This window comes from Streptomyces sp. NPDC059080 (assembly GCF_042739975.1).
GTDB classification, from domain to species: Bacteria; Actinomycetota; Actinomycetes; order Streptomycetales; family Streptomycetaceae; genus Streptomyces; species Streptomyces benahoarensis.
Genome location: NZ_JBHYGX010000037.1, coordinates 1 through 22,906, shown reverse-complemented (window position 1 = coordinate 22,906; position 22,906 = coordinate 1). Strand labels below are relative to the sequence as shown.

Genomic DNA, 22,906 nt, shown 5'->3' with positions numbered 1-22,906 from the left:
TCGCGCGCGGGTGGGGGTGGTGTTGGTCTTCCGCGCCCGCGCGGGGGCGCGGCCCCCCCCCCCCCCCCCCCCCCCCCACACACCCCCCCCCCCCCCCCCCCCCCCGCCCCCGCGCCCCCCCCCCCTCGTCGTTTCCGTTCCGCGCTACGCGGCCGGGCGGTCGATCAGGCGATCAGGCCCGGGATCGTCGCCTCGTGCGCCGTCCGCAGCTCGCTCAGCGCGATGCTGAACTGGCCCTGGACATCGATCGCGTCCCCGTCGACCACACCGATGCGGGTGGCCGGCAGACCGCGCGCCCCGCACATGTCGGTGAAGCGCAGCTCCTCGCTCCGCGGCACCGAGACGACGGCGCGGCCCGCGGACTCGGAGAAGAGGAAGACGAACGGGTCGACGCCCTCCGGGACGACCAGCCGGGCGCCCTTGCCACCGCGCAGGCACGACTCCACCAGCGCCTGGATCAGGCCGCCGTCGGAGAGGTCGTGCGCCGCGTCGGCCATGCCGTCGCGGGAGGCCGAGATCAGGATCTCCGCCAGCAGCCGCTCACGCTCCAGGTCGACCTTGGGCGGCAGACCGCCGAGGTGGTCGTGGACCACCTGCGACCAGGCCGAACCGCCCAGCTCCTCGGCGGTGTCACCCAGGAGGTAGATCAGCTGCCCGTCCTCGGCGAACGCCACCGGCGTCCGGCGGTTCACGTCGTCGATGACGCCGAGCACCGCGACCACCGGCGTCGGGTGGATCGCCACCTCGCCGGTCTGGTTGTACAGCGAGACGTTGCCGCCGGTCACCGGGGTGCCCAGGGTCTGGCAGGCGTCGGCGAGACCGCGGGTGGCCTCGGCGAACTGCCACATCACCGCCGGGTCCTCGGGCGAACCGAAGTTCAGGCAGTCGGAGACCGCCAGCGGCTTGGCGCCCGTCGCGGCGACATTGCGGTACGCCTCGGCCAGCGCCAGCTGCGCGCCCGCGTACGGGTCGAGCTTGGCGTAGCGGCCGTTGCCGTCCGTCGCGAGGGCGACACCCAGGTTGGTCTCCGCGTCGATGCGGATCATGCCGGAGTCCTCCGGCTGCGCGAGGACGGTGTTGCCCTGCACGAACCGGTCGTACTGATCGGTGATCCACGCCTTCGACGCCTGGTTCGGCGACGCCACGACCTGGAGGATCTGCGCGCGCAGCTCGTCCGGGGTGGCGGGCCGGGCCAGCTTGTTGGCATCGTCGGCCTGGAGGGCGTCCTGCCAGTCGGGGCGGGCGTACGGCCGGTGGTAGGTCGGACCCTCGTGGGCGACCGAGCGCGGCGGGACGTCCACGATCTGCTCGCCGTGCCAGAAGATCTCCAGCCGGGTGCCGTCCGTCACCTCACCGATCACGGTGGCGATGACGTCCCACTTCTCGCAGATCTCCAGGAAGCGGTCGACCTTGTCCGGCTCGACGATCGCGCACATGCGCTCCTGCGACTCGCTCATGAGGATTTCCTCGGGCGAGAGGGAGGAGTCACGCAGCGGAACGGTGTCCAGCTCGACGCGCATACCGCCGGAGCCGGCCGACGCCAGCTCGCTGGTGGCGCAGGACAGACCGGCGCCGCCGAGGTCCTGGATACCGGCGACCAGCCGCTCCTTGAAGACCTCCAGGGTGCACTCGATGAGCAGCTTCTCCTGGAAGGGGTCACCGACCTGGACGGCGGGGCGCTTGGTCGGCTTCGTGTCGTCGAAGGTCTCGGAGGCGAGCACGGAGACGCCGCCGATGCCGTCGCCGCCGGTGCGGGCACCGTAGAGGATGACCTTGTTACCGGCGCCCGACGCCTTCGCCAGGTGGATGTCCTCGTGCTTCATCACACCGATGCAACCGGCGTTGACCAGCGGATTGCCCTGGTAGCAGGCGTCGAAGACAACCTCGCCGCCGATGTTGGGCAGGCCCAGGCAGTTGCCGTAGCCGCCGATGCCCGCGACGACGCCCGGCAGGACGCGCTGGGTGTCGGGGTGGTCGGCGGCGCCGAACCGCAGCGGGTCGACGACCGCGACCGGACGGGCGCCCATGGCGAGGATGTCGCGGACGATGCCGCCGACGCCGGTGGCCGCACCCTGGTACGGCTCGATGTAGCTGGGGTGGTTGTGCGACTCCACCTTGAACGTGACGGCGTAGCCCTGGCCGACGTCGACGACACCGGCGTTCTCACCGATGCCGACGAGCATCGCGTCGTTCTCGGGGACCTTCTCACCGAACTGCTTCAGATGGACCTTGCTGCTCTTGTAGGAGCAGTGCTCGGACCACATGACGGAGTACATGGCGAGCTCGGCGCCGGTCGGGCGGCGGTCCAGGATCTCGCGGATGCGCGCGTACTCGTCCTGCTTCAGCCCCAGTTCGGCCCAGGGCTGCTCGGCCTCAGGGGTCTCCGCGGCGTGCTTGACCGTGTCCAGCGTCATGCGTTGACCAACTTCTTCAGGATCGAGGTGAAGAACCCGAGGCCGTCGGTGCGGCCCGTGCCGATCAGCGGTTCCACGGCGTGCTCGGGGTGCGGCATGAGGCCGACGACGTTGCCCGCCTCGTTGGTGATTCCGGCGATGTCGCGGAGCGAGCCGTTGGGGTTGCCGTAGCCCTCGGCGGCTTCGCCATCGGCCAGGTAGCGGAAGGCGACGCGGCCCTCGGCCTCCAGCATGTCGAGCGTGCGCGCGTCGGCGACGTAGCGGCCGTCGATGTTCTTCAGCGGGATGGAGATCTCCTGGCCCGCGGTGTAGTCGGTGGTCCAGGCGGTGTCCGCGTTCTCGACCCGCAGCTTCTGCTCACGGCAGACGAAGTGCAGGCTCTCGTTGCGCAGCATCGCGCCGGGCAGCAGATGGGTCTCGGTGAGCACCTGGAAGCCGTTGCAGATACCGAGGACGGGCATGCCGTCCTTCGCCTGCGCGATGACGGACTCCATCACCGGCGAGAACCGGGAGATCGCCCCGGCCCGCAGGTAGTCGCCGTACGAGAAACCGCCGGGCAGCACCACGGCGTCGACCTGCTTGAGGTCCTTGTCCCGGTGCCACAGCGGAACGGCCTCGGCCCCGGCGACCCGGACGGCGCGCTGGGTGTCGCGGTCGTCGAGCGTCCCGGGGAACGTCACGACGCCGATGCGTGCAGTCATGATCCGGCCTCGACGCGGACGGTGAAGTCCTCGATGACGGTGTTGGCGAGGAAGGTCTCGGCCATCTCGCGGATACGGGCGAGGGCGGCGTCGTCGGCCGGGCCCTCCACCTCAAGTTCGAAACGCTTGCCCTGACGGACGTCGGCGATGCCCTCGAATCCCAGGCGTGGCAGTGCGCGCTGCACCGCCTGCCCCTGCGGGTCGAGGATCTCCGGCTTGAGCATGACGTCGACTACGACGCGTGCCACTGGCACTCCCGGTGGTGTGGTGCGTAAGGCGGTTCCCTCACACTACCGTGTGCGAAAATCTACGCGCATAGATAAGTGATCGTCCCCTCACGGTGCGGTATCGGCCGGGCGCGCACACCGGGGAAAATCCTCGAAAAGATCCACGGTCCGGATTGCGGCATGACACGCTGAAGAAATTAACTGGGCTTCACAATGCATTGCCCGCCGCTGTACAAATGAAAAAGCATTGATCCCTATCAACAGGATCCGAAGCAACACCCCACGTCAACACGGGGTTGCTGCACGAAAGGACCGATATCCGTGGCGCAGCGCGTAGTGGTAACGCTCTCCGACGACATCGACGGAGGAGAAGCCGCAGAGACGGTCGCCTTCGGATTGGACGGGAAGTCGTACGAGATCGACCTCAATCCCGCCAATGCGAAGAAACTGCGCGACACCCTGGAGCCGTTCGTCGAGGCGGGCCGCAAGCGGGCCAGGTCCGGCAAGGCGTACCACCGCACGTCGGTGACGCCCGACCCGGCGGCGGTCCGGGCCTGGGCCCGCTCGCACCAGATGGAGGTGCCGCCGCGCGGCCGCATCCCGAAGAAGGTCTACGAGGCATTCAGCGCGGCCAACCACTGAAGCCGCGCACGGCGCGGGCCCGCCGGGGCCCGCGCGGAGCCGACTTGCACGGCCCCCCCATTGATCAGCTAGAGTCTGGAGCACGCCGAGGGGCGAGGCCGAAGGGCCGGGCCCCGAGGAGTCACGCGGGTGTAGCTCAGTAGTAGAGCGCCCTCTTTCCAAGAGGGAGGCGCAGTGTGCAATCCCTGTCACCCGCTCTGACAGTTCTCGGTCTTTGGACTCAAGCAGTCTTTTCGATCAGGTAGAGTAGCTGTCGCGCCGCTCGGTGAAAGCCGGGTGGATGCCTGCGGACGTAGCTCAGTTGGTAGAGCGCAACCTTGCCAAGGTTGAGGTCGCGAGTTCGAGCCTCGTCGTCCGCTCAGCTAAAGGCCCCGGCCGGTGGAAACACCAGCTGGGGCCTTTGTCATGGGCCACCCCGTCTCCGTGGGGATGTGGCGGCGGACACAGAAATGCGGCGGCCGCGCGAGGCGGATCGCCAGATGGTTCGCGGGGGCGCATTCGTTGGCTATAGTGGTCCCCGCACCGCGCGGCGGGGCCGGAAACGGTTGCCGGATTCGCACGGAGCATGCGGACGTAGCTCAGTTGGTAGAGCGCAACCTTGCCAAGGTTGAGGTCGCGAGTTCGAGCCTCGTCGTCCGCTCAGCTGAAGGCCCCGGCCGGTGGAAACACCGCCCGGGGCCTTTGTCGTGCGTCAGGACCAGGTGAGGCCGGTCAGCCGCTCGTACGCCTCGATGTACTTGGCGCGGGTGGCGTCGACGACGTCCTGGGGGAGGCCGGGGGGCGGGAGTTCGCCGTTGCGGTCCCAGCCGGATGCCGGGGACGTCAGATGGTCGCGGACGAACTGCTTGTCGAAGGAGGGCTGGGCCTGGCCCGGCTGCCAGCGGTCGGCGGGCCAGAAGCGCGACGAGTCGGGCGTCAGGACCTCGTCGGCCAGGATCAGTTCGCCGTCCTTGAAGCCGAACTCGAACTTGGTGTCGGCGAGGAGGATGCCACGGCCACGGGCGATGTCGCGGGCGCGGGCGTAGATGTCGAGGGTGGCGCGGCGCAGCCGGGCGGCGGTCTCCGGGCCGACCTGGCGGGCCACCGCCTCGTACGAGACGTTCTCGTCGTGGTCGCCGACGGCCGCCTTGGTGGCCGGGGTGAAGATCGGGGCGGGCAGTTCGGAGCCGTCGACGAGGCCCTCGGGGAGCGCCAGGCCGCAGACGGTACGGGACTGCCGGTACTCGGCGAGGCCGGAGCCGGTGAGGTAGCCGCGGGCGACGCACTCGACGGGGGCCATCTCCAGCGAGGTGCAGACGAGGGTGCGGCCCTCCCAGTCGGCGGGGGCGCCGGGCGGCAGCTCCGTGGAGAGGACGTGGTTCGGGACGAGGTCGGCGAGCTGGTCGAACCACCACAGGGAGAGCTGGGTGAGGACGCGGCCCTTGTCCGGGATCTCGGTGGGCAGCACCCAGTCGTACACGGAGATGCGGTCACTGGCGACCATGATCAGTTCGCCGTCGGCGTTCTGGTAGAGGTCACGCACCTTGCCGGTGTGAAGGTGGGTGAGGCCGGGCACCTGCAAGGGCTCGGGCTTTTCTACAAAACCGGACACGCTGCCTCCGCGTAGGTTGGTCCAGGAGTCCTGACGATTCTCCCGTACGCGGAGGAAGGGTGCCGTGGCGGGGCCACCCGGTCAGGTTCGGGCGGCGTTCCGGACGAGGACGGCGAGCGTCAGCAGGGCGAGCACCGCGCCGCCGGTCAGGACGGCCGACGGCGACCAGACGCCGGTGAGCAGGGTGACCGCGTACGGGGCGCAGAAGCCCAGGTAGCACAGGGCCCAGAAGCGGGCGGTGCGGCGGGCCAGTCGGTGGGGCGGGGTGAGGGCGGCGACCTCGGTGAGGCCGTACGCGACGCTGAGGCCGTAGCCGCCGCCGAGGAGGACCGCGGCGAGCAGGCCCAGCGCGGGGTCGGTGCGGGCCACCGCGAGGGCGCCGACGAGCAGACCGGCGGCGATGGCGGCGAGGCCGCAGAGCGCGGTGGCCATGCGGTGCCGGGCGGCGAGGCGGCGGGCGAGCGGGGCGACGAGGATGCCGGTGCCGGGGGTGACGGCGGTGGCGAGGCCCGCGTAGACGGTGCGCCAGCCGTCGAGGTCGGCGTCGACCAGCCCTGGGAGGGTCGCGAAGGCGAGGGTCGGGGCGGCGAAGACCCAGGGGGCCAGGGGGGCGACGAGGCGGCGGAAGGCCGTGGCGGACGGGGCGGGGCCGGGCTCGGCGGACGGCGGTACGGCGGGGCCGGACGGACGGTGGGCGGTGACGGTCTCCGGGGTGCGGACCGCGCTGAGGGCGGCGGCCGCGGCGAGGACGAGGTGCGGGACGTAGGCGAGCACCATCGGGTGCGGCGCCCACTCGGCGATGCAGGCGGCGGCCAGGCCGCCGGAGGCGAAACCGGCGGAAAGGAAGAGGCCGGAGCGGCGGGCGGCGGCGCCCGGGGTGGGGGCGGTGCCGTACGGGGCGGTGGACAGCTCCTTGATCCAGACGCTGCCCGCGGTGAGCAGCAGGCCGGCGCCCAGCCCGGTGAGGAAGCGGCCGGGCCACAGCAGCCAGGCGGCGGACGGACCGGCCATCAACAGGCAGGTTGCCAGAACGGTCAGGGCGAGCGCGGCGAAGGTGACGGGGCGGCGCCCGCGGCGGTCGGCGGCCGGTCCGGCGAGCAGCAGGCCGGGGATCAGGCCGAGGACATAGACCGCGAAGAGGCCGGTGGTGGTGGCGTTGGTCAGGCCCAGGTCGGAGCGGTAGGCGCCGAGGAGGGCGGAGAACTGGTTGGCGCTCCAGCCGGACGCGGTCATCAGCCAGCCCGCGCGCAGCCAGTGGCGGGGCCCGGCGGCCGGGGGTGCCGGGGCGGCGGGCGCGTCGCTCCGGAGGGAAGGCGTCGTCATACCGGCCGTTCTACGGGAGGCCCCGGGGCGGGCGCCGCAGGCGTTCAGGAATCGTGAATGCGTACGAGCCACCGGGGGTGGCCGGCCGTATCGTTGCGCCATGGATCTGCGGCGGCTGTCTTCTTTTCTGGCGGTGGTCGAGGAGGGCCACTTCGGCCGGGCGGCGGCCCGGCTGTTCCTGTCACCGGCCGCGGTGACCGGCCATGTCCAGCAGTTGGAGCGGGAGTTCGGGACCCGGCTGCTGGAGCGCGGCCGGGGCACGGTGGTGCCGACGGCGGCGGGGCGGCGGCTGGTGTCGCACGCCCGGACGCTGCTGGCGGCGGTGAACGCGGCGGTCGAGGACGTCACCGAGGCGGCCCTCGACAACGGTCCGGCCGCGCGGGGGCTGCGCGTCGGCGTGATGGGCCACGGCTCGGCGGAGGTGACGCCCGCCGCGGTCAACGCCTTCCGGCGGGCGCGGCCCGAGGTGCCGCTGCGGCTGGTCCAGCTGAACTTCACGGAGCACTGCAGCGCGCTGCGCGAGGACCGGGTGGACGTCGCGTTCGTCCGCCCGGCGATCGAGGCCGAGGGCATCGACGTGGACGTGCTGACGACGGAGCGGCGGATCGTGGCGGTACCGGCGGGTTCGGTGTACGCGGACGCGCGGCGGGAGGGGCTGCGCGTCGCCGACGTCCTGGATCTGCCGTATCTGCGGCTGCCGCGCCACACGCCGCGGCCGTTCACGGACTACCTGTACTTCGACGCGGGCGAGCGGCGCGCGCCGGACTGCGCGCTGACCCCGCAGGACGTGCTGACCAGCGTGGCCGCCGGGCGCGGGGCGGGCTCCGGGCTGGCGTCGTTCGCGCGGTACTACCCGTGGCCCGGGGCGGTGTACGTACCGGTGCTGGACGCGGCGCCCGCGCACAGCGTGCTGGCGACGCGGACCGGGGACCCCCATCCCGACGTGCGGATCTTCCGGGCGCTGACGGTGGCGCTGGCGCGGGAGATGGCACCGTTCCTGGAGCGGGGGCCGGGGGTGGGGTGAGGGGGCCTGGCCCGGGGTCTCCGGGGCCCGGCGCCGCGCGGGCGGGCCGGTGGTCAGGGCCTCGGCTCGGGCCCGTCGGTCCCGTTGCGGATTCAGTCCCGCTTGCAGATGCGGTCCAGGAGGTTGGCCGTGGCGCGTTGGACGCGGGGGTCGACGTGGCCGGGGCGGTCCAGCGCCGGTGACCAGGCGAACGTGCCGGAGGCGAAGACCAGGGCGCCACTGGGGGCGCGGTAGAGCGAGGTCTCCTGGTGGCGGCGGTGGCCTTCGGCGTCGCGGTACGGGGAGTGGGCGAGCAGCACGCGGTCGGTGTGCTCGGGGAGGCTGGTGCGCGGGAAGTAGCGGTCGGCCTCGCCCGCGACCAGGCCGGGCAGCGCGTCGCCCTCGCCCGCGCCGGTGGCCTCCCACAGCCAGTGGGCGCCGTTGCGGACGACGAGGGGCGTGGGCTCCGGCACCCGGCCCGCGTACTGGACGCCCATCAGCCGCTGCTCCGGGTCACCGACCTCGCGCCAGAGGGCGGGGCGGCCCGGACCCTGGCGTTTGCGGCAGCTGAGCAGCGCGTCGGGGCCGGAGGGCGACGGCGAGAGGTCGACCTTCCAGTACATGGTGTTGGCGGAGAGGAAGACCAGCGAGGTGCCGTGGTCACGGGCGCGCTCGACGGTGCGGCGCATCGGCGCCGTCCAGTACTCGTCGTGGCCGGGGAAGATCAGGCCGCGGTAGCGGGACGGGTCGACGCGGCCGGCGTGCAGATCGCGGGCGTCGGCGTAGGCGAGGTCGTAGCCGTACCGCTCGGCCCAGCGGATGAAGTCGTAGGCGTGGCCGACGTGGAGGGGCAGTCCGGCACCGGCGTAGGGGCGGTCGAACGAGACGGTGGTGGCGGCCTGCCCCTCGCCGAGGAGCGCGCCGTCCTCGTCCCAGGCGTGGTAGAGGCTGGCGCCGGTGCGGCCGTCCTCCGGGTAGAGGTTGTACGCCTGCCAGGTGATGTCGGGCAGCAGAAGCAGCAGGTCGGCGGGGTGGTCGTCGCGGACGGTGAAGGGGATGTGGCTGCGGTAGCCGTCCGCGGTGGTCAGGACGGCGACGTACGCGCCGAGGTTCCAGTACGTGGGGACCTGGAGGCGCCAGGAGAGCCACCAGTGGTGGCAGGAGACGGTGCGCTCGGCGGCGAGCGGGGCGGGCTGGACGATGCCGGAGAGCCGCGGGCTGGTGGTGATCTTGAAGGCACCGGCGCCGCCGTAGTGGCCGATGCGGTAGATGTCGATGCTGAACGGCTGCGGTGGGTCGACGGAGACCCGGAAGTCGATGGCCTCGCCCGGGGCGACCGCGCCGGTGGTGGCGAACCCCTTGATCTGCCGGTGGATGTCGTCCGCGGTGCGCGGGCCGTTGTGCTTACGGGGCGGCGGGACCCGCGGGTCGCCGTGGACGGTGGCCTGCTCGACGTACCAGGGCACGAGGTGGCCGGAGTCGAAATAGGTCTCGCTGCCGCGCAGCCAGGGCAGTGGGCCCTGGCCGAACGGGTCCGTCACCGCGTGGGCGAGGGCGCCCGATTCCCAGCGCCTGATCTGATCCGTCCCCACCATCAGCTCCCCTCCCGCGTCCCCCGTGGGCCGGCCTGGTTCCGTACACCGCCGGCCGGGCACCTGCGGCGGGCCGGCGTCACGGGCCGCCCGCACAGGGCCGCTACGGCGTGCGGGACCGGCGCCGCGGAGTTCCTCCGAACCGACGCGGCCACTCCCAGCACATCACATTAAGCACTCGGTTCGTCACCCTTCGTCGCGAATTCAACGGACTTGACGAGAGAAACAACCCGACAGGTATACGGAACGGAGCCTTAGGGGGGTGGAGAGGAAAGAGCGTTCGGGTACGAGGGCGCGCCCGGAGGGCCGTGACCTGGGGGCGTGGCCTTGAGGGCGTGGCCCCGGGGTGGCGGGGGGAGGCTGCCCGAGTTGGCTGGCCGTCACCGGGGCGGAGGGCGCCGTGCCGCATACCACGAGGGGCTGGACGCCCCCGACATACGGCCGGAGGGCGCCGCGGGTGCGGGCGGCCGCGAGTGCCACACGTACGGGTCCGGGGCGTCAGACGTACGGGTCCGGGGCGTCAGACGGGAGGGGCGGGGCTCACGGCAGGCGAACCGGTTTTTCCGGGCGGGCGCCTATGGTCGCGAGCCAGGCGCGGAGGGGGGCGGCGTCGCCGTCCTCGACGAGGCTGCGGACGGTGGTGCCGAGGTCGGTGCGGCGGGCGCCGTCGATCAGCAGGGCGGGGCCGTCCAGCCAGTCGAGGCCGGGGGCGGCGCCCGCGGTGTCGACGGCGGCGCAGCAGACCATCGCCGTGACGTGGTCGGCGAGCAGGTCACGGCCGGTGCGGGGCGGCTGGAGCGGGAAGAGCGGCAGGCCCCCGTCGGCGAGGCCGTCAGTGCCGTTCAGGTCCGGCAGGTCGGGGAAATCCTGAAGCTCGGGCAGTTCCGTCCCGTTCGTCGGCTCCGGGAGGCCGGGGGCGCCCGTACGGCCCGCCGCTCCCGGGGAGCCGGGGCGGTCAGCCGTCTCCGGGAAGCCGGGCCGGTCCGTCGCCCCGGGGAGGCCGGGCCGGCCCGCCGCCTCCGGAAAGCCGGGGGCATCCGTCGCGTCCGGGAAACCGGGTACGTCCGTCGTCTCCGGGAAGCCGGGCCCGTCCGCCGGATCCGGCAGACCGGTCGCGTCCGGCTGCGGGTGATCCGAGCCCCCGGCAGCGGCACGCCCACCGGCGGCGGTGCGGGCCTCGCGGGCCATTTCCGCGTCCAGGCGGGCGGCGACGAGGTCACCAGCCGCGGTGTCGCCGGAGAGGTGGTCGATCACCCGCTCCAGCGTCGGGCCCCGGGACGGGGCGGCGGGCGGCGGGGCAGTGGCGACCGCGGACGGGCGGCGGGCCGGGCCGCCGACGGCCGTGCTGCCGGTCTCGGTGGCCGCGGCGGGGCCCGCCACCGGGGTGGCCAGGGGCGCGGGGCCGGGCTCCGCGGGCAGGGCGGTGGTGTCCGGGCCCGTACGGGTCGCGGGCGCTTCCGGGGTGGGGGCCGGGCGGCGGTCGTCGGCGCCGGGCGGGGGCGCGGCGGGCAGGCCGTCCAGGACGCGGTGCAGGCGGGCGGCCTCCAGGCGCCAGGTGCGGTCCACGACCTCGTCCGGATACTCGCCCCAGCCGACGGGCGACCAGCCCGGCCCGGCCGCCGGCGGGCCGCCGTGGAAGAGCCGGGCGGCCAGCAGGGACGCGGCGCCGTCGATGGTGCCGGGCTCCTCCAGGAGATCGCAGGCGGGCCGCTCGCCGAGCCGGGCGGTGAAGCCGTCGGCCAGACGGTCGCGGCGGGACAGCTCGGTGAGCGCGGAGACCACGCCGGAGTCCAGGTGCGCGGGCCACCGTCCCAGCCGCCACGCGGGCAGCGCCACACGGGTCAGCAGCCGGTCCCAGCCCGCGTACGCCAGACCGACCTGCTCCTGGGCGACGGTCCGCAGGCGGTGGTCGACGTTCTGGGCGCGCTCGGACGCGGCGGCCGCCACGGCCCGCTCCATGAGCGTGGCGTGGTCGCGGCAGGCGCGCAGCATCAGGCGCGCCGCCAGGCCGACGAAGCGGAGCGCGGGGGCCCGTATGCCCCGGGCGCGGGCGGCGACGGCGACCGCGGCGTCCAGCCCGCGGATGAACCGGCGGGCCGCGGCTATGTCCGGGTCCGCCGCGGGGCCCGTACCGGCGACGACGGGGGCGAGGAGGGCGCGGAGCTCGCCGACGCGCATCCACCACAGGAACGGGGAGCCGATGACCAGCACCGGGGCGGCCGCCCTCCGGTCGGCGCGGCGGGCTGCCCGGGGCGGGCCGTGCGTGCGGTGCGTACGGTCCTCCAGCCAGCTGTCGCAGTCCGGGGTGAGGGCCAGCGCGGACGGCGCCGGGACGCCGAGGCGGTCGGCCAGCTCGCGGACGAGGCGGTAGAGGTCGGGTGCGGCGCCCTCGGACACCGGGACGGAGGGGCTGAGCGCCGGCCTGGCCCCGGCGACGACCGCGCCGACCAGCGCGGCGAGCGCCAGCGTCAGCACCGCGACGCCGCACGCGGCCGGCCGGGCCAAGCCCCAGCCGGAGCCCGCGGCGGCGTCCGGCGCGCCGAGGCGGCCGGTGGCGCCGCCGACGAGCAGCACCACGGCGACGGCGGCGGGGAGCAGCGCCACGGCGAGCGCCGCACCGCGGATCCGCAGCACGGCCAGGGCGCGGGAGCGCGCCGCGAGGACGCCTGTTTCCGGACCAGCCATGAGCCTGCACACCCCCTGCTGCCCTCGTGGAGACGGACGGAGACATTGGAGAGATCACGCGTATCGAGCCGAACATCGGGAGCGCCCGGCGGCTCCGGCCCGCACGGGCACCGTGCCCGAGCCTTCGCGCGCTCCCCACCACTGTGGCACCGGCCACTGACATCGCAATGCCGGTGAGCCACTTGCCGGACGTCACCGTGGTCGCCGTACCGGAGAGCAGCACGGCGCACACAGAACGCTTGCGCGGCACCCTAGTTGGGGGCCCGGCTCCCGTCAGCAGGTCGCCGGATCGGTCACTCGATGGTATGGCTTTGGGCAGAGCCGGGAACTGTCTCCCGCACGGCCCCGTGACCTGGAGACCGGCGACGCCCCCGCTCCGCTTCGGCCCGCGCCCGGCCCCACACCGGCGCACGCCAGGCGCGCCCCGCGCCTGCTCCCCCGCCGTCGTATCCGCCCCGTGCCCGGGCACCTTCGGCCGTGACCGGCGGACACCGGACGGGCCGAACGGGCCGAACGGGCCGAACGGGCCCCGAACATGCCAGCGGCCCCGGCGCCGCCGCCGTCACAGGCGGGGCACCGGGGCCGACCGGCGATGCCGGGTGCGACGAGAGGGAGCGGCGTTACGCCTGCGCCCCCGCGTTCGCCGCCTCCGCCGCCTCTGCCGCGTCCTCCGCGGCCTTCCGGGCGATGTCCGTGCGGTGCTGGGCACCGTCCAGGGAGATCCGGCCCACGGCACGGTAAGCACGGTCGCGGGCGGCGGTGAGGTCGGCGCCGGTCGCGGTCACCGACAGGACCCGGCCGCCCGCGCTGAGGACCGCGCCGGAGGCGTCCTGCTTGGTCCCGGCGTGCAGCACGTACGCCTTGGGGCCGTCCTGCTCGGCGACGGCGGCGAGGCCCTCGATGGGGTCGCCGGTGCGGGGAGTGCCCGGGTAGTTGTGCGAGGCGATGACGACGGTGACCGCGGCGCCGTCGCTCCAGCGCAGCGGCGGGACGGCGGCCAGCGTGCCGGTCGCGGCGGCGTGCAGCAGCCCGGCCAGCGGCGTCTTCAGGCGGGCCAGGACCACCTGGGTCTCCGGGTCGCCGAAGCGGGCGTTGAACTCGATGACCCGCACCCCGCGCGAGGTGATCGCCAGACCCGCGTAGAGCAGGCCGGAGAAGGGCGTGCCGCGGCGGCGCAGTTCGTCGACGGTGGGCTGCAGGACCGTGGCCAGGACCTCGTCGACGAGCTGGGGGTCGGCCCAGGGCAGCGGGCTGTAGGCGCCCATACCGCCGGTGTTGGGACCGGCGTCGCCGTCGAGGGCGCGCTTGAAGTCCTGGGCGGGCTGGAGCGGCAGCACCGTCTCGCCGTCGGTGACCGCGAAGAGCGACACCTCGGGGCCGTCGAGGAACTCCTCGATGACGGTCTGCCCGCCGCCCTCGCCGCCGCGCTCCACGCAGGCCAGGGCGTGCGCGCGGGCCGCCGCGACGTCCTCGGTGACGACGACGCCCTTACCCGCGGCCAGCCCGTCGTCCTTGACGACGTACGGGGCGCCGAAGGCGTCCAGCGCCGCGTCGATCTCCTCCGCGGTGGTGCAGACGTAGCTGCGGGCGGTCGGGACGCCCGCGGCGGCCATCACGTCCTTGGCGAACGCCTTGGAGCCCTCCAGCCGGGCGGCCTGCGCCGAGGGGCCGAAGACCGGGATGCCGCGCTCACGGACCGCGTCGGCGACGCCCGCCACCAGGGGCGCCTCGGGGCCGACGACGACGAGCCCGGCCCCCAGGTCGGCGGCGAGCGCGGCGACGGCGGCGCCGTCGAGGGCGTCGACGGAGCGGAGTTCGGCCACCTCGGCGATACCGGCGTTGCCGGGGGCGCAGTACAGCGCGGTGACGTCGGGGTCGAGGGACAGGGAGCGGCACAGGGCGTGTTCGCGGGCGCCGCCGCCGATGACGAGGACCTTCACAGGTGGCAGCCTAGTCGCCCGGGGTTCCGGCCCGGCCCGGCGGCCCCTACGGGCACGGTCCCCGGCAACTCCGCGCCCACGGGTGCGGCACCTCTTTCGGGTGAGAGATCCGGTTGGTCTATACCCGATGGGAAGCCACTTCCGGTCGGGAATCCCGTGATCGTGGGGGCAAACCCCACCGTTCGGCGGTAGGAAGGGGTGTTCGCACATCCGCTTTTCCTACGCACCGGGCGCACCGTACGTAGCCGCAACGAGGGAGTCCACGGTTGAGTCAGCCGGAGATGCAGCCGGAGGGACCGCCCGGGGACGGCGGACGGGGCCGGGAGCCGCGGCGCGCCTGGGAGCGGGCCGCCGCCCTGCTCGGGGTCGGCTCCCAGGGGCGCGGGCCCGGCGACCTGACCGGCCGGGCCTTCCCGCACGGCGACTGGGGCGAGCCTGCCGACCGGCTGGACACGCTCTACGCGTGGACGGAGGAGAGCGCGCTGCGCGCCGCCGACTGGTATCTGCACGACCGGCGCGGCAAGCGGCGCGCGGCGCGGGCGCTGCGCGCCGGTGCCGCCGCCGGGGTCTCGGTGGGCGCCGCGCTGCCGCTGGCCGATCTGGCGGGCGCATGGCACGGCGGGGCGTCCTGGGGGTATCTGATGCTGCTGATAGCCGCCGTCTGTGTGGGCTGCGACCGGTACCTCGGGGTGACGGCGGGCTGGATGCGGGACGTCGCGACGGCGCAGGCGATCCAGCGGCGGCTGGAGGCGCTCCAGTTCGACTGGGCGTCGGAGAGCGTGCGCGAGGTGCTGGGCCCGGCGGAGGGCACGGCGAGCGAGGCGGCGGAGCGGTGTCTGGGGGTGTTGCGCCGGTTCCACGAGGACATCGGGGAGCTGGTGCGGTCCGAGACCGGTGACTGGATGACGCAGTTCCGGGCCGGTCCGGTGCCGCGGACGGACCAGCCGGTGCTGCCGTGGTCCGGGCCGCGGGCGGAGGCCCCGGGGCAGCCGGGCAGCGGGCGGTTCACGCTGCCGCCGGGCGCCCGGCCGAACATGCCGCGGCAGCGCCCGCCGGAGCCGCCGCGCTGACGGCCCCGGTGCGTGTCCCCTCCGTCGCCGGGCGGGGCGCGCACCGGGGCCGGTCGGGGCCGGTGTGCCCGGGGTGGTTGCGCGTCAGCTGAAGACAATCATGGAGCCCTGGCCGAGGCTCCGGGTCGCGGCCGCGTGCAGGCCGAGCCAGACGTGGCGTTCGCGGGCGAACGGGCCGCCATCGGACGGCGGGCTCACCGACGGCTCCTCCAGGCCGGTGGGGCCGGACGGCGGCGCGGGCGGGGCGGGCGGGTTGGCCGGGTCGATGCCGAGGGCCGGGGCGACCAGTTCGAGATCGCGCAGCAGCCCGTGGGAGGAGCCCAACGGGCCGCCACCGTCGAGAAGTTCCTCGTCGGACAGCGGGTGCGGGAAGTCGACCGGGACGTACGCCCCGGCGTGGTCGTAGTGCCAGACGAGGTGCGACTGCTGGGCCGCCTGCTCGAACATCTCCAGCAACTGCTCGTAGTCGCCGCCCAGTTCGTCGACCGGGGTCACCTCCAGGCCGCACAGGCGCAGCAGGTAGGCGCGGCGCAGGAAGTGCAGCGCGTCGTAGTCGAAACCGGCGACCGGCGCCACGTCGCCGGAGAGCCCCGGCATGTAGCTGAAGACGGGGACCGGTGGCAGTCCGACGTCCGTCAGGGCCTTGTCATAGGCGGCGATCTCTTCGGAGAACGGGTTGTCGGGGCTGTGGCACAGCACATCGACGAGGGGTACCAGCCACAGGTCACATGCCACGAGTGAGTGCTCGCTTCCGGTCGGGGCCACTGGCATGGGCGCGCGTGTTGCGGAGAGGGCGGACGAAGGGAGAGTGCATACGGGGCCTGGTGCGGAGGGGGCTTACGGGGCGGGTGTGGAGGGGGTTTACGGGGCGGGTGGGCGGTCCGCGGTGGCGGAGGCTTCGGCCGACGGTCGGGACAGCGTAGTGCTACCCGGGCGTTCCCACGAGGGTGAGGGCGTGCGCGTTGTACTCCGCGATCAGCCGTTGTGCCTCGGCCGGATCGTGCCGGGCGATGGCCTCGGCGAGGGCGCGGTGGCCCTGCCAGAGGAGGCCGCGCAGCTCCTGCCGGTCGCGCAGCAGCGGGACGGCGAACATCCAGGTCTGCACCCGGAGGCGGTCCAGGAACTCCCTGATGTACGCGTTGCCGACCAGGCCGCCCAGCTCCCGCCAGAAGCGCAGGTCGTAGCCGATGAGCACGTCCAGGTCACCGGCGCGTGCGGCGCGTTCGGCCTCCTCGGCGCGGCGGCGCAGGGAGAGCAGGTCCGCGGCGGGCGGGCGCGGCAGATGGGCGCCGGGGCCACGGAAGATGCCCTCGACGACGAGGGTGCGGGCCTCGACCATGGCGCGGTAGTCGTCGGCGGTGAAGGCGCGCACCTTGAAGCCGCGGTGTTCCTCGATGTCGAGCAGCCCTTGGGCGCAGAGGTCGAGCAGCGCCTCGCGGACCGGGGTGGCGGAGACGCCGTACTGCTCGGCGATCTCCTTCACCGTGAAGCGGTGGCCGCACGGCAGCCGCCCGGCCAGCACCTCGTCGCGCAGCGCATCGGCGATCTGCCGGCGCAGGGTGTTACGCCGTACGACTCCGCCGGGCCAGTCAGCGGCCATGGTGTCCGTCCGTCCCCTTCGACAACTGGGCCGTCCGCGAAGTCGCGTCGTTGACGGGGCGACACGGACGGAAGGGCCGCACGCCAGGCGGGCGGCCCCGCCCACGATAGGCGAGGGCCGCCCTGACCTGCCCGGGGCCGGGGTGGGACACGTCCGGTGCCGGTCCGGGGTGCGCGTCACACGGGGCGCGTACGGTCCGGGCGCGCGCCTCCTGACGTGGGGCGCGCGCCTCCCGACGCGGGGTGTGCGCCGGGAGGCGGCGGGGCGTACGCGGGCCCGTTCCGGCGGACGTCCCGTCAGACCGTGTGCGCGTCCGCCGTGTCGAGGGCGGTGTCGAGGAGGGCCAGGCCCTTCTCGGCCTCGGCGGCGGTGATGGTGCAGGCCGGAACGACGTGGGTGCGGTTCATGTTGACGAACGGCCACAGGCCGCCGCGCTTGCAGGCGGCGGCGAACTCCGCCATCGGGGCGTTGTCGGCGCCCGACGCGTTGTACGGCACCAGCGGCTCGCGGGTCTCCTTGTCGCGGACCAGGTCGAGGGCCCAGAAGGCGCCCAGGCCGCGGACCTCGCCGACGGACGGGTGGCGTTCGGCCATGGCGCGCAGCGCGGGGCCGATGACCGTCTCGCCGATCTCCGCGGCGTTCTCCACGATCCGCTCCTCGGCCATCGCGTTGATGGTGGCGACGGCGGAGGCGCAGGCCAGCGGGTGGCCGGAGTAGGTGAGGCCGCCCGGGTAGGGGCGGGTATCGAAGGTCGCGGCGATCTCGGCGCTGATCGCGACGCCGCCGAGCGGGACGTAACCGGAGTTGACGCCCTTGGCGAAGGTCAGCAGGTCGGGGGTGACGCCGAAGTGGTCGGCGGCGAACCAGTGGCCGGTGCGGCCGAACCCGGCCATCACCTCGTCGAGGACGAAGACGATGCCGTGGCGGTCGCAGATCTCGCGGACGCCCGCGAGGTAGCCGGGCGGCGGGACCATGATGCCCGCGGTGCCGGGGATGGTCTCCAGGATGATCGCGGCGATCGACTGCGGGCCCTCGAAGGCGACGGTCTGTTCCAGGTGGGCGAGGGCGCGCTCGCACTCCTGGGCCTCGTTCTCCGCGTGGAACGGCGAACGGTAGAGGAACGGGCCCCAGAAGTGGACGACACCGGCCGCACCGGTGTCCGAGGGCCAGCGGCGCGGGTCGCCGGTGAGGTTGATCGCGGCGGCGGTGGCACCGTGGTACGAGCGGTAGGCGGAGAGGACCTTGGGGCGGCCGGTGTGCAGACGCGCCATGCGGACCGCGTTCTCCACGGCCTCCGCGCCGCCGTTGGTGAAGAAGATCTTGTCGAGGTCGCCGGGGGTGCGCTCGGCGATCAGCCGGGCGGCCTCGGACCGGACGTCGACGGCGAAGCCCGGGGCGATCGTGCAGAGCTTCGCGGCCTGCTCCTGGACCGCCGCGACGACCTTCGGGTGCTGGTGGCCGATGTTGGTGTTGACCAGCTGCGAGGAGAAGTCGAGGTAGCGGTTGCCGTCGTAGTCCCAGAAGTACGAGCCTTCGGCGCCGGCGACGGGCAGCGGATCGATCAGGCCCTGTGCGGACCAGGAGTGGAAGACGTGCGCGCGGTCGGCGGCCTTCACGGCCGCGCCGGTGGCGGCGGAGGGGGCGGGGGGCGTCGTGGTCACGGTCAGTACCTCGGATCGGTCGCTCGGGTCCGCCGGGGACAGACGCGGCGAACCTCTTCACCCTAGGGATCACCGGCCACCCGCCGGTACCGACAGTCTGTACGGCAGGCACGGTGGGCGCGGACAGTGTGTCGACGTGGGGGCGGTCGACGCGGCGGGTGAGCCGGAGCGCGCGCCCGATGCCGGGGGCGCCCGATGCCGGGGGCGGCCGTCTCCGACGCGGTCCGGCTGGCGCGCTATGGGCAGGCGTTCACCTACGAACCGTCCGGACCACCCGAACTACGCCTGGTGACAAGGGAGTTGGACCATCTGGCCGAGCGTATCCAGACCTTCCTGACCGCCGAGCGCGAAACCGCCGCCGGCCTCGCGCACCGGCTGCGTACGCCGGTCGCCGCGCCACGGCTGGACGCCGAGGGGCTGCGGGACCCGTCGCATCGGCCGGTGTCCCTGGCGCTCCATGCCGCCCCCCTCTCCGTCGGTGCGGGCCGCCCCGTGCGGACCATCCGTACGGGCCCGTACGGACGGCACCGCGGCGGGCCCCGTCGTCCGTTCCCCGGCACCTCCCGAACGCTGGGGACCCGCGGGTTAAGCGCGCCCCCTCCCCGGGTTAAGCGCACCCCTCTACCGGGCGTCGCGGCCCGGAGAGGCACACTGCGTCGGGTACGCCCCTCCGGGCCCCGCCGGGCGGTCGATATCCTCGGGGCGGCTCCGGGGGTGGCTTCGGGGGAAAGGGCGGCGATCGTGGAACTGCACCCGGGACGCGCGGGACGACCGGTACGCACCGGTGGGCCGGTGCCGCTCAGGGACCAGGACCCCCGCCGGATCGGCGACTACCGCCTGATCGGGCGCCTCGGGGAAGGCGGCATGGGCCATGTCTATCTGGCCCGCTCGGACCGCGGCCGTACGGTCGCGGTGAAACTGGTCCGCGCCGAACTGGCGGGTCAGGACGAGTTCCGGACCCGTTTCCGGCGCGAGGTGCGGGCCGCGCGGCGGGTCGGCGGCGAGTGGACCGCGCCGGTCCTGGACGCCGACACCGAGGCCGAGACGCCCTGGGTGGCCACCGGTTACATCGCCGGGCCGTCCCTCCAGCAGACCGTCGGCGGCGGCACCAAGCTGCCCGAGCGGACCGTCCGCATCCTGGCTGCGGGGCTGGCCCGCGCGCTGGAATCCGTGCACGCCGCGGGCATCATCCACCGCGACCTCAAACCGTCCAACGTCCTGCTGACCCTCGACGGCCCCCGCGTCATCGACTTCGGCATCGCCCGGGCCCTGGAGGCGGTGACCGACCACGGCGTGACGCGCACCGGCGAGGCCGTCGGCTCGCCCGGCTTCATGGCGCCCGAGCAGGTCCGCGGCGACGATCTCACCCCGGCCTGCGATGTGTTCTGCCTCGGCTCGGTGCTGGCGTACGCGGCGACCGGGCGCTCCCCGTTCGGTACGCCGGAGAGCCAGGTGCACGCCGTGATGTACCGCATCGCCGAGGCGGAGCCGGATCTCGCCACGGTGCCCGAGGGACTGCGCCCGCTGGTCTCCGCCTGTCTGGCGAAGGACCCGGCCGCGCGGCCCTCCCCGGCACAGCTGGTCGCCTGGGCCGAGCGGGACGCGGCGGCGCTCGCCGGGACGACGGCGGACGACGAACCGTGGCTGCCCGGCGCGCTGGTCGCCCGGCTCGGCCGCGGCGCCGTGGAGCTGCTGGAGGCCGAGCACCCCGAGACCGGTGCCGACCCGGCGACGGCCCCGGCACCCGCCCCGGCGCCGCGGCGCCGCCGGGGCGCCACCACCGCATTGATCATCGCGTCCGCGCTGGCGCTGGCCGGGGCCGGTGCGGGCGGCGCGTACTTCCTGCTGCGCAACAACCACGCGACGGCGGAGGACAACGGCGCGACGGGCGGCGGCGGTTCGGGCGGGACGCCGGCCGGCCGGATCCCGGCGGCGTTCCTCGGCACCTGGGAGGCGTCGGCCGACGGCTCGGCGGACGTGCGCCGGTTCACCCTCACCCAGGGCGCGGCCGGGGACACCGTCCTGACGATGACCGCGTCCGGCGCCGCCTACAGCTGTACGTTCTCCGCCGCGCTCCGCTCGGCGGGCCCGCCGGTCCGGCTGGGCCCCTCACGGGTCATCTCCGGCCCGGCCACCAGCTGCCGTCCGGGTGCGCCGAGCACCCTGGAGAAGACCGACGAGGGACTGCGCCGCTCCTTCGACGGCGACGGCGGGGCGTCGGCGCTGACGTACCGCAAGGTGCGGTGAGCCGGGCGTCCGTTTCGCGCGCGGCGGGGAATCCGCCGGTCAGCGCGGGTGCCCCGACACCCGTGCCGCCACCGATCGTTCTCCCCTCGTAACGACTTGGCGGCCGGTGCGCGATCCGGGTGCACCTACGCTCGGGACGGGCGCCAGACGGGGACGGCACGGCGGCCGACGACGGCGGCGGGCACGGCAACGACACGGGAGGCGCCCGGATGGAGGGCCTGCGCGGGCTGATCGCCGGCGATCCGGCGTGGATCGGGGACTACCGGCTGCTCAGCCGGCTCGGCAGCGGCGGCATGGGCCGGGTCTATCTCGCGCGTTCGGAGGGCGGCAGAACCGTCGCGGTGAAGCTGATCCGGACGGAGCTGGCGGCCGAGCAGGAGTTCCGGGACCGCTTCCGGGCCGAGGTGGCGGCCGCCCGGAAGGTCGGCGGGCGCTGGACCGCACCGGTCCTGGACGCCGACACCGAGGCCGCGGTGCCGTGGGTCGCCACCGGCTACATCGCCGGGCCCACGCTGAGCGAGGTGGTCGGCGGCGGCTTCGGCGGGCCCGGACTGCATGGCCCGCTCCCGGAGTACGCGCTGCGCCGCCTCGCCTACGGGCTGGCCTGCGCGCTGATCGACATCCACGGCGTGGGGCTGGTCCACCGCGACCTCAAACCGTCCAACGTCCTGCTGACCATCGACGGCCCCCGCGTCATCGACTTCGGCATCGCCCGGGCGCTGGACGCGGTCGGCGAGCAGACCCAGCCGCGTACCGGCACGGTCGTCGGCTCGCCGAGCTTCATGTCGCCCGAGCAGGTCCAGGGGCACCGCGTCGGCCCGGCGAGCGATCTCTTCTGCCTCGGCTCGGTGCTGGCGTACGCGGCGACCGGCCGGGCGCCGTTCGGCAGCATGGACTCCGGTGTGCACGCCGTGATGTTCAAGATCGCGCAGGAGCAGCCGGATCTGGCGGCGGCGCCCGAGGGCCCGGTGCAGGAGCTGATCCGCGCCTGTCTGGCCAAGGAGCCGCAGGGGCGCCCGACGCCGGAGGAGATCGCCGCCCGGATAGACCCGCTGCGCGACGGCGACCCGGCCGCGCCCTGGCTGCCCGCCGGGCTCATCGCCCACCTGGGCCGCCATGCCGTGCGTCTCCTCGACACGGACACCCCGCCCGGCGATCCGCAGCGCACGGTGCCGTCGTCGCCCCGGCACCCGGTCACCGCGGCGGACGCGGACGCGACCGTACGGCCGGGGCAGCAGGCGCCCGCCGGGCCGCCGCTCGTCCCCGTCGCGGGCGCGCCGACCGCCGTCCCGGGCGCCACGTCCGTTCCACGCCCGGCCGACGCGGCCTCCGGCGCCCCGCGCCGTCGGCGCCGGCGCGTACTGCTGATCGCCGCGGCCGTGTGCGCGCTGGCTGCCGGGGCGTTCGCGCTTCCGGCGCTGCGCGGCGGCGACAGCGCGGACGGCGACGACTCCTCGGACATCACCGGCCGCTACGTCGGTGTCTGGGCGGGGCCGGTGTTGCGGGACGGCGTCGCCACCGGGCAGCGGCGCCGGTTCGTGATCAGCCACGGCAAGGTCGGCGAGATCGTCGCCAACAGCACCAGCCTCGGCGAGACATACGAGTGCCGCAGCGACGCCAAGCTGGTCTCCGTCCGGGACGAGGAGGACCGGCCCGCGCTGCGGCTGGACACCAAGGTCGTCCGGTCCCTGCCGCCCGGCCGGTGCGCCGCGCTCGGCGAGCACACGCTGCGGCCCGGGCCCGAGGGCACGCTCCGGTGGACGGCGGCGGGCCGCACCGCGACGCTGCGCCGCGTCGCGCCGACGGCGGAGCGGGTGCCGGACGGGTTCCTCGGCGCCTGGGAGCGGCCGACCGGCGGCGGCTCGACCCAGCGGCTGACGATCACCCGGTCGCCGGTGGGCAGCCGGGTCGCCACGCTCGTCGCCACCGGTCCCGAGGGCAGCTGCACCGCCCACGCCGACCTCTACGCCGGAGGAAACGAGCTGGTCATCGGCCCCACGATGGTCGACCACCCCGGGCCGGAGTGCCGCCCGGGCCACTCCTCCGTACTCCGGCTCACCGGCACCGGCGACCTCCGCCGCGACTTCCTCGGCCGCGATCTGCGCCCGCGGAACTACTCCCGCGCGAGCTGAGCGGATTCCGGGCGCGGCGGTCGTTGTTTCACGTGAAACGGCAAGCGGGGCGCGGCGGTTGGCGTTTGGCGTTTGGCG

The 22,906-nt window shown here is 74.4% G+C and carries 17 protein-coding genes and 3 tRNA genes; 8 read left to right on the top strand and 12 right to left on the bottom strand.

The features are described 5' to 3' along the window. Positions 1–164: 164 nt before the first annotated feature. Genes purL through purS form a run of 3 tightly spaced genes read right to left on the bottom strand, consistent with a single transcriptional unit; the run spans position 165 to position 3,363 of the window. Positions 165–2,414, bottom strand: a complete 2,250-nt coding sequence (purL, locus tag ACFWWQ_RS23790; RefSeq protein ID WP_384599560.1) for a phosphoribosylformylglycinamidine synthase subunit PurL — start codon at positions 2,412–2,414, stop codon at positions 165–167. Next, positions 2,411–3,115, bottom strand: coding sequence for a phosphoribosylformylglycinamidine synthase subunit PurQ (gene purQ, locus ACFWWQ_RS23785; RefSeq protein ID WP_384599557.1), 705 nt, complete (start codon positions 3,113–3,115; stop codon positions 2,411–2,413). The genes purL and purQ overlap by 4 nt, the downstream gene beginning before the upstream one ends. Continuing rightward, complete coding sequence (gene purS / locus ACFWWQ_RS23780; protein WP_030284318.1) at positions 3,112–3,363, bottom strand: phosphoribosylformylglycinamidine synthase subunit PurS; 252 nt, start codon at positions 3,361–3,363, stop codon at positions 3,112–3,114. The genes purQ and purS overlap by 4 nt, the downstream gene beginning before the upstream one ends. A 300-nt stretch (positions 3,364–3,663) precedes the next feature. On the opposite strand from purS, the gene ACFWWQ_RS23775 reads away from it, so the two are divergent. The 4 genes from ACFWWQ_RS23775 to ACFWWQ_RS23760 all read left to right on the top strand — a co-directional run bounded on the left by ACFWWQ_RS23775 (position 3,664) and on the right by ACFWWQ_RS23760 (position 4,624). Next, positions 3,664–3,984 carry an Lsr2 family protein gene (locus ACFWWQ_RS23775; protein ID WP_143942054.1) on the top strand — a complete coding sequence of 107 codons (321 nt, stop codon included), beginning with the start codon at positions 3,664–3,666 and terminating at the stop codon, positions 3,982–3,984. Positions 3,985–4,109: 125 nt separating this feature from the next. Next, positions 4,110–4,181, top strand: a tRNA-Gly gene (locus ACFWWQ_RS23770). Positions 4,182–4,270: 89 nt separating this feature from the next. Then, a tRNA-Gly gene (locus ACFWWQ_RS23765) sits at positions 4,271–4,343 on the top strand. A 208-nt stretch (positions 4,344–4,551) separates the two neighbouring features. After that, a tRNA-Gly gene (locus tag ACFWWQ_RS23760) sits at positions 4,552–4,624 on the top strand. 51 nt (positions 4,625–4,675) lie between these two features. On the opposite strand, the gene ACFWWQ_RS23755 is transcribed toward ACFWWQ_RS23760, so the two are convergent. Both ACFWWQ_RS23755 and ACFWWQ_RS23750 read right to left on the bottom strand, forming a co-directional pair. Next, positions 4,676–5,575 (bottom strand): phosphoribosylaminoimidazolesuccinocarboxamide synthase, encoded by a 900-nt coding sequence (locus tag ACFWWQ_RS23755; RefSeq protein ID WP_384599553.1) that lies wholly within the window; start codon positions 5,573–5,575, stop codon positions 4,676–4,678. Positions 5,576–5,656: 81 nt separating this feature from the next. Further along, the gene (locus ACFWWQ_RS23750; protein WP_384599550.1) at positions 5,657–6,898 is read right to left on the bottom strand and encodes an MFS transporter; all 1,242 of its coding nucleotides are present in this window, start codon (positions 6,896–6,898) and stop codon (positions 5,657–5,659) included. A gap of 100 nt (positions 6,899–6,998) precedes the next feature. Here ACFWWQ_RS23750 and ACFWWQ_RS23745 point away from each other — a divergent pair, with 100 nt between their 5' ends. Then, positions 6,999–7,922: a LysR family transcriptional regulator gene (locus ACFWWQ_RS23745; RefSeq protein WP_384599547.1), complete on the top strand. Its 924-nt coding sequence runs from the start codon at positions 6,999–7,001 to the stop codon at positions 7,920–7,922. A 92-nt stretch (positions 7,923–8,014) separates the two neighbouring features. Here the strand turns inward: ACFWWQ_RS23745 and ACFWWQ_RS23740 are convergent, their stop codons facing one another. The 3 genes from ACFWWQ_RS23740 to purD form a co-directional block, all read right to left on the bottom strand. After that, complete coding sequence (locus ACFWWQ_RS23740; protein ID WP_384599626.1) at positions 8,015–9,493, bottom strand: N,N-dimethylformamidase beta subunit family domain-containing protein; 1,479 nt, start codon at positions 9,491–9,493, stop codon at positions 8,015–8,017. A 540-nt stretch (positions 9,494–10,033) separates the two neighbouring features. After that, entirely contained in the window at positions 10,034–12,178 is a 2,145-nt protein-coding gene (locus ACFWWQ_RS23735; RefSeq protein WP_384599545.1) for a hypothetical protein, read from the bottom strand. A 620-nt stretch (positions 12,179–12,798) separates the two neighbouring features. After that, positions 12,799–14,118, bottom strand: a complete 1,320-nt coding sequence (purD, locus tag ACFWWQ_RS23730; protein ID WP_384599542.1) for a phosphoribosylamine--glycine ligase — start codon at positions 14,116–14,118, stop codon at positions 12,799–12,801. 266 nt (positions 14,119–14,384) lie between these two features. On the opposite strand from purD, the gene ACFWWQ_RS23725 reads away from it, so the two are divergent. Continuing rightward, complete coding sequence (locus tag ACFWWQ_RS23725; RefSeq protein ID WP_384599538.1) at positions 14,385–15,188, top strand: SLATT domain-containing protein; 804 nt, start codon at positions 14,385–14,387, stop codon at positions 15,186–15,188. An 84-nt stretch (positions 15,189–15,272) separates the two neighbouring features. On the opposite strand, the gene ACFWWQ_RS23720 is transcribed toward ACFWWQ_RS23725, so the two are convergent. The 4 genes from ACFWWQ_RS23720 to ACFWWQ_RS23705 form a co-directional block, all read right to left on the bottom strand. Then, the gene (locus tag ACFWWQ_RS23720) at positions 15,273–15,923 is read right to left on the bottom strand and encodes a hypothetical protein (RefSeq protein WP_384599536.1); all 651 of its coding nucleotides are present in this window, start codon (positions 15,921–15,923) and stop codon (positions 15,273–15,275) included. 190 nt (positions 15,924–16,113) lie between these two features. Further along, entirely contained in the window at positions 16,114–16,788 is a 675-nt protein-coding gene (locus ACFWWQ_RS23715; protein WP_384599533.1) for a GntR family transcriptional regulator, read from the bottom strand. A 296-nt stretch (positions 16,789–17,084) separates the two neighbouring features. Further along, positions 17,085–18,449, bottom strand: a complete 1,365-nt coding sequence (locus ACFWWQ_RS23710; protein ID WP_384599530.1) for an aspartate aminotransferase family protein — start codon at positions 18,447–18,449, stop codon at positions 17,085–17,087. A gap of 279 nt (positions 18,450–18,728) precedes the next feature. Further along, positions 18,729–18,908: a hypothetical protein gene (locus ACFWWQ_RS23705; RefSeq protein WP_384599527.1), complete on the bottom strand. Its 180-nt coding sequence runs from the start codon at positions 18,906–18,908 to the stop codon at positions 18,729–18,731. Between the two features lie 333 nt (positions 18,909–19,241). Here ACFWWQ_RS23705 and ACFWWQ_RS23700 point away from each other — a divergent pair, with 333 nt between their 5' ends. Both ACFWWQ_RS23700 and ACFWWQ_RS23695 read left to right on the top strand, forming a co-directional pair. Beyond that, positions 19,242–20,696, top strand: a complete 1,455-nt coding sequence (locus tag ACFWWQ_RS23700) for a serine/threonine-protein kinase (RefSeq protein ID WP_384599524.1) — start codon at positions 19,242–19,244, stop codon at positions 20,694–20,696. Positions 20,697–20,905: 209 nt separating this feature from the next. Next, the gene (locus ACFWWQ_RS23695) at positions 20,906–22,828 is read left to right on the top strand and encodes a protein kinase (RefSeq protein WP_384599521.1); all 1,923 of its coding nucleotides are present in this window, start codon (positions 20,906–20,908) and stop codon (positions 22,826–22,828) included. The last annotated feature ends 78 nt before the right edge of the window (positions 22,829–22,906 follow it).